General features: G+C 65.1%; 10 protein-coding genes. 2 read left to right on the top strand and 8 right to left on the bottom strand.

Going from position 1 to position 12,661, the window contains the following annotated elements; translation table 11 throughout:
- Positions 1–185: 185 nt before the first annotated feature.
- The 5 genes from KEM60_RS11340 to KEM60_RS11360 all read right to left on the bottom strand — a co-directional run bounded on the left by KEM60_RS11340 (position 186) and on the right by KEM60_RS11360 (position 6,336).
- Positions 186–323: a hypothetical protein gene (locus KEM60_RS11340; protein ID WP_219107728.1), complete on the bottom strand. Its 138-nt coding sequence runs from the start codon at positions 321–323 to the stop codon at positions 186–188.
- A 209-nt stretch (positions 324–532) separates the two neighbouring features.
- Positions 533–3,283 carry a DNA topoisomerase (ATP-hydrolyzing) subunit A gene (locus KEM60_RS11345; RefSeq protein ID WP_219107729.1) on the bottom strand — a complete coding sequence of 917 codons (2,751 nt, stop codon included), beginning with the start codon at positions 3,281–3,283 and terminating at the stop codon, positions 533–535.
- Positions 3,284–3,398: 115 nt separating this feature from the next.
- Entirely contained in the window at positions 3,399–4,163 is a 765-nt protein-coding gene (locus KEM60_RS11350; RefSeq protein ID WP_219107730.1) for an SDR family NAD(P)-dependent oxidoreductase, read from the bottom strand.
- Between the two features lie 219 nt (positions 4,164–4,382).
- The gene (ptsP, locus tag KEM60_RS11355) at positions 4,383–6,062 is read right to left on the bottom strand and encodes a phosphoenolpyruvate--protein phosphotransferase (RefSeq protein WP_219107731.1); all 1,680 of its coding nucleotides are present in this window, start codon (positions 6,060–6,062) and stop codon (positions 4,383–4,385) included.
- 4 nt (positions 6,063–6,066) lie between these two features.
- On the bottom strand, positions 6,067–6,336 hold the full coding sequence (locus KEM60_RS11360) for an HPr family phosphocarrier protein (RefSeq protein ID WP_219107732.1): 270 nt from the start codon (positions 6,334–6,336) through the stop codon (positions 6,067–6,069).
- Positions 6,337–6,376: 40 nt separating this feature from the next.
- Between KEM60_RS11360 and KEM60_RS11365 the strand changes: the two genes are divergently transcribed.
- A complete protein-coding gene (locus tag KEM60_RS11365) occupies positions 6,377–6,553 on the top strand; it encodes a hypothetical protein (RefSeq protein ID WP_219107733.1) in 177 nt (58 codons plus the stop codon).
- 1 nt (position 6,554) lies between these two features.
- On the opposite strand, the gene KEM60_RS11370 is transcribed toward KEM60_RS11365, so the two are convergent.
- The 3 genes from KEM60_RS11370 to pfkB are packed head-to-tail and all read right to left on the bottom strand — an operon-like array spanning position 6,555 to position 9,529.
- Entirely contained in the window at positions 6,555–8,090 is a 1,536-nt protein-coding gene (locus KEM60_RS11370; RefSeq protein WP_219107734.1) for a PTS fructose transporter subunit IIC, read from the bottom strand.
- On the bottom strand, positions 8,087–8,536 hold the full coding sequence (locus KEM60_RS11375; protein ID WP_219107735.1) for a PTS sugar transporter subunit IIA: 450 nt from the start codon (positions 8,534–8,536) through the stop codon (positions 8,087–8,089). The genes KEM60_RS11370 and KEM60_RS11375 overlap by 4 nt, the downstream gene beginning before the upstream one ends.
- Positions 8,537–8,578: 42 nt before the next feature.
- Positions 8,579–9,529 carry a 1-phosphofructokinase gene (gene pfkB, locus KEM60_RS11380; protein ID WP_219107736.1) on the bottom strand — a complete coding sequence of 317 codons (951 nt, stop codon included), beginning with the start codon at positions 9,527–9,529 and terminating at the stop codon, positions 8,579–8,581.
- Positions 9,530–9,901: 372 nt separating this feature from the next.
- On the opposite strand from pfkB, the gene KEM60_RS11385 reads away from it, so the two are divergent.
- On the top strand, positions 9,902–12,658 hold the full coding sequence (locus KEM60_RS11385; RefSeq protein ID WP_219107737.1) for a GNAT family N-acetyltransferase: 2,757 nt from the start codon (positions 9,902–9,904) through the stop codon (positions 12,656–12,658).
- Positions 12,659–12,661: the final 3 nt, after the last annotated feature.

The raw sequence follows: 12,661 nt of genomic DNA on the forward strand, positions 1-12,661 counted from the left end.
TTTAAACCACCCGATCTCAGCTGCACCAAATGGAGAGAATGCTCCATGCGGCCTCAGTCTCATCGATGTCCATGGTCGGAAGCTCTTGATAAGCTAGGACGTCACTCATTGTCACCCTCCTTTCCGGAGATAGTGTCAATGTCGATGTGGAAAATCGAATGCTGACGCGGCGAGTAGATATGCCGTCAGCAGGCAATGGACAGGAGGCTCCACGCGGCCTCTTCGTCATCGGTCTCGACCGTGGGCAGGTTCTGTTGGGACAGCACGTCGATCATGGGTTTCACCTCCTCGAGTGGAGAGATGCGCAGGATGTCTCCCGGCATCACTCACGCTAGGGGGACTCGCCATATCGGCAGTACCGCCGAACGGATCAACCTGGACTAGCCGTTTGGCCAGTCCAGGTTGATCCGCGCTGCAGGACACCTCGGTCAGTGCACCACCATGCCCACGGTCACCTCGGGGCTGCTGACCCCATCGACACGTCTAGTACGGAGCTCCAAGCGCCTGTGACATCCTCACCAGGTCATATCGCTCAGTCGCGGCCGATCTGTACGGCGTCGCTGAAGTCGTCTGGGTCGTCACCGTCACGTTCCATGACGCGACGGGGTGCGGATGCCGTGTCGTCCAGGTCAAACAGGGAGTCACCAGCAGCTAAGCCCACCGTCTTGTGAGCGGATCGTCGAGCATCTTCGGCCCGTAACGTGGCACGTACCGTCTCCAAATCCACATCACCGCCGTCGCCACCATCTCTATCGACGGGTTGGCCTGCGTTGTCGGGGATCACAGCGTCGGAGTCCGCCTTCCGCATCCCCTCCGGGGCGCCACCGCCGCTGTCGCCGTACGCCCCAGCGATCGCAGCGATTGAGGCACCCACAGGTGCCCCCGATCCGTCGCGTTTCCCGAATTCCTGCGGCAAGTCCACCGGTTCACCCTTCGGGCCAGCGGCCCGGGCTGGCATCCCGCCGACCCAGGCGAACACCAGCTGAGATTCACTGCGCAGGAATCGTTGACAGCGCACCCCACCGGTGGCGCGACCCTTCGCCGGATACTCCGTAAACGGTGTCACCTTGATCGACGATGGCACCTGCGTCCCCGGCAAGGCATCCTTCGCCCCAGCCATCGTCACCACCACCGGATCATCCTGACCCGGATTGACTGCACCAAACCAGATCACCTCGTCACCGGCAGCCACCTTGATCCCGGCCATGCCACCAGCGGAGCGACCCTGTGGACGCACTGCCGACGCCGGATAGTGCAGCAACTGAGCCGCCGCGGTGAGGAACACCAGATGCTCCTCACCAGTAGTCAATTCGACGGCTCCGACGACGCGGTCGCCGTCCTTCAACGCGATGGTCTCCCATTCGTCTTTGCCATGCGGATAGTCACAGGTCACTCGCTTCACCACGCCCTGCGCGGTGCCCAACGCCACACCGGGGGAGTCCTCCGCCAAAGACACCAGACACAACGGCTGCTCACCCATCGCCAGATCGGTGAATGCCGCCAACGGCGCCCCCCCGGACACGGTGGGAGCGTCGTACGTCGGTGGCAGCGTCGGCAACTCCACCACCGGCAGCCGCAGCACCCGGCCGAGCGATGTGACCACACCGATCTCCCCGCGCGCCGTGGCACGCACCCGACTCACCACCGCATCATGCTTTGCTCGACCACCAGTGTCTGACAGCGGACCGTCGGTGGTGGTGCGGGCCAACAAACGGGTGGAACTGAGCAGCACCCAACACGGGTCGTCACTGACCTCCAGCGGCGTCGCTGAAGTCACCGTCGCTCCGGACCCCTCCAGCAATACGGTGCGTCGCGGTGACCCATGTGTCGCAGCGACCTTCGCCAACTCATCAGACACCAACGCCATCAACGCGCCGTGATCGGCAAGGATCGCCCGCAGCCCTTCGATCGCGGTCCGCAGCTCCTGTGCTTCTTTCTCCAACTCGACGCGGGAGAACTTCGTCAACCGGCGCAACTGCAGGTCCAAAATGTACGTCGCTTGCGCCTCCGACAGCGTGAACGTCGCCATCAGCGATGTCCGGGCGGCCGCAGTGTCCTCGCTGGCCCGCACAATCCGAATGACCTCGTCGATGTTGACAATTGCCAACAGCAGCCCGTCAACCAAGTGCAGACGTTCCTCGCGGCGCGCCAACCGATGCGCAGTCCGGCGACGCACCACATCGGTGCGGAAGTCGACGTACACCTGCAACAGCTCCCGCAAACCCAACGTGCGAGGCTGGCCGTCGACCAAAGTGACGTTGTTAATCCCGAAGCTGTCTTCCATCGGCGTCAACCGGTACAGCTGCTCCAACACTGCTTCCGGATTGAAGCCGTTTTTGACCTCGATGACCAGCCGCAAACCGTGCTTCCGGTCGGTGAGATCCTTCAGGTCCGAGATCCCCTGCAGTTTTTTGCTCTGCACCAGGTCTTTGACCTTCTGCATCACCTTTTCCGTGCCGACCAGATACGGCAACTCGGTGACCACGATGCCCTTCTTGCGGGCCGTGACATTTTCGATATGCGCGGTAGCGCGAGTGCGGAAAACCCCCCGCCCGGTGGCATAAGCATCCCGGACACCATCCAAACCGACGATCCGACCACCACCGGGCAAGTCCGGACCGGGCACAAATCGCATCAATTCCTCGAGCGTCGCATCTGGATGCTCGATGAGATATCGGCACGCTCCGATGACCTCGCCTAGGTTGTGCGGCGGCATATTGGTCGCCATTCCCACCGCGATCCCCGACGCGCCATTGACCAGCAGATTCGGGTACGCCGCAGGCATGACCTCCGGCTGAGTCAGCGTTTCGTCGTAGTTGGGCACCATATCGACGGTGTCCTCGTCCAAACCCCCGGTCATCAAACTCGCTGCCGACGCCGGACGAGCCTCGGTATACCGTGACGCCGCCGGGCCATCGTCCAATGACCCGAAGTTGCCGTGTCCATCGACCAGCGGCAATCGCAGCGAGAACGGCTGAGCCATCCGCACCAAGGCGTCATAAATCGCTGAATCACCGTGCGGGTGATACTTACCCATCACTTCGCCGACAATCCGGCTGGACTTCACGTGCGGCCGTTCCGGCCGTAAGCCCAGCTCAGTCATGCCGTAGAGGATCCGCCGCTGCACCGGCTTCAAACCGTCTCGGGCATCAGGCAACGCCCGGCTGTAGATCACGGAATACGCATACTCCAGGTACGCGCTTTCCATCTCCCGCTCGACGTCAATCTCGACGATGTTCTCCTCGACGGGACGGTCAGTGGGGGTCGAGGTGCGGCGGGCCATGCGCGGTACGTCTCCTAGCAGCCGGGAATCCTGGGGGTCGACGCTCCATCCTCCCTCATCCGCGGCGATGCTCCAGCCACCAGGTCACCCCGGACCACCCCATCTTCTAGGACGGTCACCGCGGCGGCATCCGTAGTGCCCCGTCCAACCGGATCACCTCACCGTTGAGCAGTGGATTGTCCACGATGTGCGCGACCAGAGCGGCGTACTCCTGCGGACGGCCCAATCGGCTCGGATGCGGCACGCTTGCCCCGAGGACATCTCGGGTCTCCTGCGGCAGCCCCGCCATCATCGGAGTTTCCATCGTGCCCGGTGCGATCGTCATCACCCGAATCTGCTTATCCGCCAATTCCCGAGCCGCAGGAAGGGTCAACGCCACCACGCCTCCCTTGCTCGCCGCGTACGCCGCCTGACCGACCTGTCCGTCGTACGCCGCGATCGACGCTGTCATCACCACCACTCCGCGATCCCCATCGACTGGTTCATGGTGATGCATCTCCTGAGCAGCCAACCGCAGCACCGACAGCGTGCCGACCAGGTTGATCTCAACGACTGTCCGGAACGTCTCCAACGGCAACGGACCGCTCCGACCTATGATGCGGCCCGGGGTGGCTACCCCCGCGCAGGTCACCGCGATCCGTAACGTCCCCAACTCCCGGGCAGCGTCGATACCAGCTGTGACCTGTGATTCCTCCCGCACATCAGCCGGGACGAAGCGCACCCGGGCGCCCAACTCCTCAGCCAGACGCACCCCTCGGGAGGTGGGCAGATCCAGGATGACAACTCCTGCCCCGGCAGCGTGCAAGCGCCGTACGGTCGCTTCACCCAAACCGGAAGCCCCACCGGTGACCAAGGCGACAGTGTCCGGGGTGATCTGCATGTGAGTCTCCTGAGGCCTTCGTGTCGGTGAGTAATGCGGCCACGCTAGCGAAGCCGTCACCCCGTTGGGGCTGTTGGGGACAGACACTCTCATCCTCGATGGCTCCCGACCTTTCGCGGCAGCGCACGCCGTCACCAGCGGAAGGCGAGAGCGGACATGACACGACCCCGGCGCCCTCTCGAAGGAGCGCACCGGGGCCGCAGATCAGACCAGATCAGATCACAGCAAATCGAGCAGCTGCGGATGCACCAGCGCCTGTACGGCGTTGCGGGCGTCTTTCGCTGTCCGAGCTGCGACGGCGTACGCCGCCATCTGCTGACAGGTGGCCAAGTCGTGCAGTCGCAGCGACGCCCGCACCGCGGACACTTTGCCCGGGGCCATCGACAGACTGGACACACCCAATCCGACCAGCACCAACGCCAACAGTGGGTCACCGCCAGCTTCACCACACACGCCGATCGGCTTGCCGGTGGCCCGTCCTCCCTCACAGGTGGAACGAACCAGCTGCAACAGTGCGGGCTGCCACGGGTCCAGCAGGGTCGCCAGCTCACCCTGCATCCGGTCGGCAGCCATGGTGTATTGCTGCAGGTCGTTGGTGCCCAGCGAAGCAAAGTCCACGACGGAGAGCAGATGATCCGCGCGCAGCGCCGCCGCCGGAACCTCAACCATCACGCCGACCTTCGGTAGGCCCACAGCGCGGACCTTCGCTGCGAAGTATTCGGCTTCCTCGACCGTGCCGACCATCGGAGCCATCACTCGAATATCGGCCCCAGTGGCCCGATACGCGGCGGCGAGCGCCTTGAGTTGGGTGTCGAGCAGGTCCTCGCGGATCATGCCGAGACGTAGCCCACGTCGGCCCAAGGCGGGATTTTCTTCCGGTCCCAGGTCGGCGAAGGGCAGGGGTTTGTCTGCGCCAGCGTCCAGGGTGCGTACGACGACGCGGCGTGTGCCGAAGGCGCGCAGCACCTCGGTGTAGGTCGCGGTTTGCTCGTCCAGGGTGGGAGCGCTTTCCCGGTCCAGGAAGAGGAATTCGGTCCGGAACAGGCCGGATCCTTCCAGATCCTGAGCGGCCGCGGCGCGGGCGTCAGCGGCGGTGCCGATGTTGGCTAGGAGGGCGACCTTGTGTCCGTCGTAGGTGGCACCTTCTCCGGAGGACCCCGCCAAGGCTGCGGAACGGCGCCGGGCGCGTTCAGAGAGTTGGCTGATGTCAGCGGGGGAGGGATCGACGACGACTTCGCCGACACCGCCGTCGAGGGCGACGATGGTGCCGTCCGGGGTGTCAGTGATGCCTTTGGCCTGCACCACGGCGGGGATGCCGAGTTGCGCCGCGAGGATCGCGGTGTGTGAGGTCGGTCCGCCGGCGCTGGTCACGATGCCGAGGACTTTGTCCCGGGCCAGAGTGGCGGTTTCTGCGGGTGCCAGGTCGTGGGCGGCCAGGACCGAGGGGGAGCGCAGGTCAGGAACGCCGGGTTCGGCGACGCCGAGCAGTCGACAAATGGTGCGGTCGCGCACGTCGCGCAGGTCGGTGACTCGTTCGGCCATGTAGCCGCCCAAGCTTTCGAACATGGCGCAGTAGTCCTCGACGGCGTCGTGGACGGCGCGGGTCAGTCCGAGCCCGGTGCCGAGTTTGCCGTCGATCGCGGTGACCAGTCCTGGGTCGCGGGCCATCATCGCGGTGGCCTGGAGGACAGGTTTGGCGTGATCGCTGGCTTTGGCGAGGCGGGCTTCAAGGCCAGTGGCTACCTGTTCTAGGGCGTCGGTGACGCGACGGGAGGCGGCGGTGGCGTCGGTGGTGGGGGCTTCATTCGGGTCGAAGCCCGGGGCCGGTCGTACATGGACGACCGGCCCCGAGGCCGTTCCGGCCGAGACCCCGATGCCGTGGATGACATGTCGGGTCATCGGGTCACTCCGCGTCGAGGTCGCGTGACAGCAATGCCACGAGTGAGTCCAGCTTCGCGTCGGCGTCGGCGCCGTCTGCGGTGAGCACGACCTGCTCGCCGTGTTTGGCGCCGAGCGCCATGACGCCCAGGATGCTGCGAGCGTCGACCGGCGTGCCGCCGGTCTTGGCGATGGTCACCGGTAGGCCGGTCGCGGTGGCGGCCTGAACGAATAGCGCAGCAGGTCGGGCGTGCAGGCCGACGCTGGAGGCGATGGTGACAGTGCGTGTTGCCATGGGGGCTCCTTCATCACGTGGGGTGGGTCCACTGGGTCGGATGGAGAATTCGCACGGCCCGCTGGTGGAGCCGTCGCGCACTGCTGGACACCTCGTTGTGGAGCAGTCTGTGCTCTCATTCTGCCGGTGCGAGCCGCTGGGGCGGAATCTGCTTGAACGTGTCATCATCCTCACCAGCGGTCGCCACGGTGTTTTCGCTGTTCAGATCGTTGAGTGACTCAGGTCGCCGGTGTGTCGGTGAGGGCTGTTTCGAGGGGTTTTGCCGCCCCATACCCTTTGAGTGCCACCACGATTGCCGCGCATACGGCGGTACCGATGGCGACGGCGATCAAGAACATTGCCCAGTTACTGATCAAGGCGATCACCCAGATGCCGCCGTGCGGGGCTCGCAGTGCGCTGCCGAAGGCCATCACGAGGGCGCCGGTGACTGCTGATCCGGTCATGGACGCCGCGATCACTCGCAATGGGTCTGCGGCAGCAAATGGGATGGCTCCTTCAGAGATGAAGGACAGTCCCAACAGCCAGGCAGCTTTGCCGTTTTCGCGTTCGGGGGTGGTGAACAACGCCGGGCGCACGCTGGTGGCGAGAGCCATGCCTAATGGAGCGACCATGCCTGCCCCCATGACGGCGGCCATGATTTTCATCTGGGCGGCGTCGGTGACGGCGGAGGTGGCTACTGCTGTCAATCCGGTGGTGGCGAAGGTGTAGGCGACCTTGTTGACGGGGCCGCCCAGGTCGAAGCCCATCATCAGGCCGAGGACTGCTCCGAGCAGGATCGCGCTGGATCCGGACATCCCGTTCAACGCGTTGGTGAGGCCTTCCATGAGCGCGGCGATGGGTCGGCCGAGGACCAGGATCATCGCGCCGCCGGTGATGACGGTTGACAGGAGGGGGATCACGATGACCGGCATGATGCCGCGGACTCCTTTGTGCACTGGCCATCTGCTGATCCAGCGGGCGGTGAATCCGGCGAGGAAACCGGTGGCGATCCCCCCGAGGAAACCGGCTCCCATGGTGGTGGCGATGGATCCGCCGACGATGCCTGGGGCCAGTCCGGGCCGGTCGGCGATCCCGAAGGCGATGTACCCGGACAGGATGGGCACGAGGAATGAGAAGGATGCGGCGCCGACGAGGAAAAGCAGTGCTGCCCAGTGCATCCCGTCGAGGGGGTTGAAGTGGGCGACGATGTCGGTGACGCCCTGCTTGCCGCCGGTGAGGGCGTAGTGCTGGGTGACGTCGATGGCGCCGTGGTCCCCACCGAAGGCTTGCGCCAGCATGAATCCCAGGGCTATGAGGATGCCGCCTGCGGCGACGAAGGGAATCATGTGGGAGACACCGGTCATCAACCATTGCCTGATGCGCACGCCGAGATGTGGGTCGTCGGTGGTGACCGGGGTTGGTGGGGGACTTGTGGCGGTCGGCGTGGCCGGTGAACTGCTGGTTGCTTGGCGGGCGGCGAGGGCTTCGGCTTGAGCGATCAGGCTGGCGGCGTCGCTGATGGCTTGTTTCACTCCGACATCGACGGTGGGTTTGCCCGCGAACCGTGCGGCGTCGCGGATTTCCAGGTCGTGGGCGAAGATCACGGCGTCGGCGGCGTCGATGGTGACCTGAGGTATCGGGACCGCCCCCGCTGAACCTTGGGTCTCCACGACCATCTCATGCCCGGCGTCCTGTGCTGCCATTTCCAGGGCTTCGGCCGCCATGTAGGTATGGGCGATGCCGGTGGGGCAGGAGGTCACCCCCACGAATTTCATGCGTTCACAACCTGGTCTTCGATGATGCGCACGACCTCATCGGCATTGCCTGCGTCGCGCAGCGACTGTTTGAATTCGCGGCGCATCAGTTTGCGGGCCAGTTTCGCCAGGATCGCCAGGTGGTCTTCCCCGCCGCTGTCGGGCACGGCAATCATGAAGATCAAGGTGGCCGGACCGTCGGCAGCGCCCCAGTCGACACCGTTGGCGCTGCGCGCGAAGGCTAATGACGGGACAGTGACGGCGGCGCTCCGGCAGTGCGGGATGCCGATCCCGTCGGGAAGCCCGGTGGCCATCAACTTCTCCCGGGCGGCAATGTCGGCGAGGAATTGGTCGAGGTCGGTGACGCGTCCGTCGTCTACGAGGGTCTGGGCGAGGGCGTGGACGACCTGCTGGCGGTCATCGGCGGGCAGGTCAAGCAGGACCTGGCTGGGCGTGATGAGAGACATCAATGACTCCTTCGTCTGTCGTTCAGGGGTAGGGGAGGAAAGTCAGTCGTCGAGGGGGAGCCCCGGGTCGGGGCGCAACTCCACCTGTGGACGTACGGCGTCGACCTGTTCCGGTCCAGGGACAGCGCTGCCTGGCAAGGCGACCGCTGCGGCGCCGAACGCTACTGCTGTGGCTAAGGCCCGGTCCGGGTCGGCGCCACGGCGACACGCTAAGAGATACCCGGCGAGAGTGCAGTCACCAGCACCGACGGTGGAGACTGGCCGCGCCACGGGGGCGTGAGCGCGGATCACATCATCGGCGGTGACAAGCACAGCCCCATCCCGACCCAGGGAGACCAGGACTTCACCGACGCCTCGATCCAGCAGGGACTTCGCAGCGTCAATGACGTCACCGAGCCGGGTCAAGTCGGCACCGACGAGTTCACCGAGTTCGTGTCGGTTCGGTTTGATCAGGTCAGGGCCAGCAGCAACGGCCGCGTGCAACGCTGGTCCAGAAGTGTCCACCGCGATGCGGGCGCCGCGGCCTCGAAGTCGCCCGATCAGGTCGGCATACAACTGTGGTGGGGCACCGTCGGGGAGGCTGCCGCACCCGGCCACCCATGTCCCGGGGGCGTGGTGAGCTTCGACTGTGGCGGTGAGCAGTGACTCAATCTCGGTGGGGTCCAGCGCGGGCCCGGGCTCGTTGATCTTGGTGGTGGTGCCATCTGGTTCGACCAGGGTGATGTTGACTCGAATGCACTGGTGAATAGGCACCGTTAGAGCTGGAGTGTCACTGGTGTGTAGCAACTCACGCATCAGATGTCCCAACGGGCCGCCCAGTGGCAGCACCGCCAAGGTGGGCACATCATGCAGGGTCAACGCGCGCGACACGTTGAGCCCTTTACCGCCGGGATCTACTCGGGTCCCAGTGGCACGATGGACGTGCCCGCGAGACAACTGGTCCACGCTGATGGTCCGGTCCACGCTGGGATTGGGAGTCAGGGTGAGGATCACGGGGTGCACACCTCCAGGCCGTCGGATCCGAATCTGCCAACGGCTTGCCATGACGGTGGCCGCTGCGGGATCAGGTCGACGCGACGAGCGACCACCGGGGTGTCCGGGCGTCCCGGTCCGCACCGTCGAATCGCACGGTGGCACCGACGGGGCGAGAGCACCGTCACGCAGTGGCCTTGGGACTGATGCATCGTCGTGTCGCTTCTGACATGTCGCCGCCGGCATCGGCGCCACGGCATCCTGCCCGGTACCGTAGCAGACCTGAACAGTGCCCCAACAGAGCCGAACAGATCCGCGCACCGGCCACTGCGACGTACTGACATCCCTCCGTAGATCGTTGACCGGTGACGTCGCGATCGCAAGGATGGCGACATGACGGACGTCGAGCGGCTCCTCGGTGACCCGCCGGAGCCACCGACTGGCCCCGGCGCCGACCCACCCAAGCCCGACGCGCACGATGCGCCGCCCCTCCCCGCGAACTACCCGCATCGGTGGGAAGCCGACGTGGTGCTCCGTGACGGCTCTCTCGCCCAGGTGCGACCCATCGTTCCCGGCGACGCCGACGGGCTGCGCGCCTTCCACGCCGGACAATCCGAGGAATCCATCTACCTCCGGTTCTTCGCACCTCTGAAAGAACTGTCCGACAAGGATGTGGTCCGGTTCACCCACGTCGACTATGTCGACCGCGTCGCCCTGGTCGTGACCATGCGCGACGCCATCATCGGGGTAGGCCGATATGACCGGCTCGCCGACGCCACCACCGCCGAAGTGGCCTTCAACATTTCCGACCATCACCAGGGCAAAGGCATCGGTTCAGTCCTGCTGGAACATCTCGCCGCCATCGCCCAAGAGCGAGGGATCGACACCTTCGTCGCCGATGTCCTCCCACAAAACCGCAAGATGATGAAAGTCTTCACCGACGCCGGATACGACGTAGGGCATCACTTCGACGACGGCATCATCGCCGTACGGCTGAGTCTGCAAACCACCGCCCGCTCGGCGGAAGTCAGCCTCTCCCGGGAACATCGAGCTGAAGCTGAAAACATGGCCGACGTCCTCGCCCCACGCTCGGTGGCCGTCGTCGGGGTCAGCCGACGCCCTGATGCACTGGGCAGCATCGTCCTCGACAACATCCTCGACGGTGGCTTCACCGGCCAGATCTACCCAGTGAACTGCGAAACCGATCAATTCCGAGGCCTCCCCAGCTACGAGCGGGTCAGCGACATCGCCGGTGCTGTCGACCTGGCCGTCATCGCGGTGCCCGCCGAAGCCGTCCTCGACGTGATCGCCGACTGTGCCGCCAAAAATGTCACCGCCGTCACCGTCATCTCCTCAGGGTTCGCTGAATCCGACGACGACGGCGTACGACGACAGGACGAACTCCTGCGCCGCGCCCGCGCAGCCGGGATGAGGGTCCTCGGTCCGCTGTCTTTCGGGCTGGTCAATAACCACCCGGACGTGCAGCTCAACGCCACCATCAGTCGGCGTCCTCCGCCGCGCGGCGGTCTCGGTGTGATGAGCCAATCCGGGGGTCTCGGCGTCGGGCTGCTCACAGCTATCACCCGCCGAGGACTCGGTGTGTCCACCTTTGTTTCTTCCGGCAACCGCATCGACATTTCCGGCAATGACCTCATGCAGTACTGGATCGACGACGACCACACCCGGGTCGTGGGGATGTACCTCGAATCGGTGGGCAACCCCCGCAAATACAGTCGGATCGCCCGGCAGCTCGCGTTGCGCAAACCAGTGATCGTCGTGAAATCAGACGCCCTCGCCGTCCCTCCCGGACATCGCGCCCGAGCCCCACGCATCTCGCCCGCCGCCTTCGACGCTCTCTTGCAACAAGCTGGCGTCATCCGCGCCCACACCATCCATCAACTCGTCGACATTGCTGAACTGGTCGCCCACCAACCACTCCCCACCGGCAACCAGATCGTGATCGTCAGCAACTCTGACGGACTGTCCCAGGTCATCGCGGACGCAGCCCTATCCCGAGGCCTCGTCCTCGCCCGCAACCCCGTACGGGTCCCAGCCAATGCCACCGCCCGCGATGTCCAGACCGCCATGGACGCTGCCTTCGCCGCAGCACCCGACGCTGTCGTGGTCTGCCTGATCCCGCCGCTACAGTCCTCAGACGAGACTGTCGCCACCACCGTCGCCCACGCCTGCTGGGGGCACAACATTCCCTGCGTAGCAACCTTCCTAGGGATGCGTGATGTCTCCGAATCCCTTTACAGAGCAGGGGAACCCCAACCCGACATGGGACCAAATCTCCGTCGAGTCATCCCGTTGTATCAAACCGCCGTGGACGGCGTCGAAGCGCTCGCCCGAGTCGCCAAGTACGCCCTATGGCGAGAAGCGGACCACGGCGAACACGTCCGCCCCCGAGGACTCAATCGTGCTGGAGCCCAACACCTCGTCGACGCTGTCCTGCAAGTCGACCCCGCCGGACGCGCGCTCACCTCCGGTGAAGCTCACACCCTGCTCGCCGCCTACGGCATCCATCTCTGGCCAGCCACCCGGGCCGCCAACCCTGAAGAGGCGGTCGCAGCGGCCGCGCAGATCGGTTATCCGGTGGTGGTGCGTGCCCTCGCTGACGATCTCAGATCCCACCCAGGGTCCGGTGCGGTCCACGCCGACCTGCATTCTGATCACGCTGTTCGTGACGCCTACATCGCGATGTCCACCCGGCTGGCCGACCATCCCGATCCGCAACTGGCTGTCCAACGGATGGCCCCTCCCGGTGTCGCCACCACCCTGTGTTCCCACGAGGACCCGCTCTTCGGCCCGGTCGTCAGCTTTGGCATCGCTGGTCCCGCAACGGACCTCCTCGGCGATCTCAGCTACCGCATCCCCCCACTGACCGACGTCGATGCTCGAGACCTGATCGACTCCCTGCGGGCTGCTCCGCTCCTCACCGGCCAACGCGGCCGCCCTCCCGTGGATCGAGCCGTAGTAGAGGATCTCATTTTGCGGGTCGCCGCATTGGCCGATGACCTTCCCGAGATCGCAGCGTTAGAACTCGACCCGATCATCACGCACGAGACGGGAGCAGAGGTCCTAGGCGCTCATATCGACGTCGCTCCCGCCCCGGCACGCCGGGACGCAGGACGACGCGCACTCACCTAATGG

This window comes from Austwickia sp. TVS 96-490-7B (assembly GCF_019331795.1).
Classification (GTDB): domain Bacteria; phylum Actinomycetota; class Actinomycetes; order Actinomycetales; family Dermatophilaceae; genus Austwickia.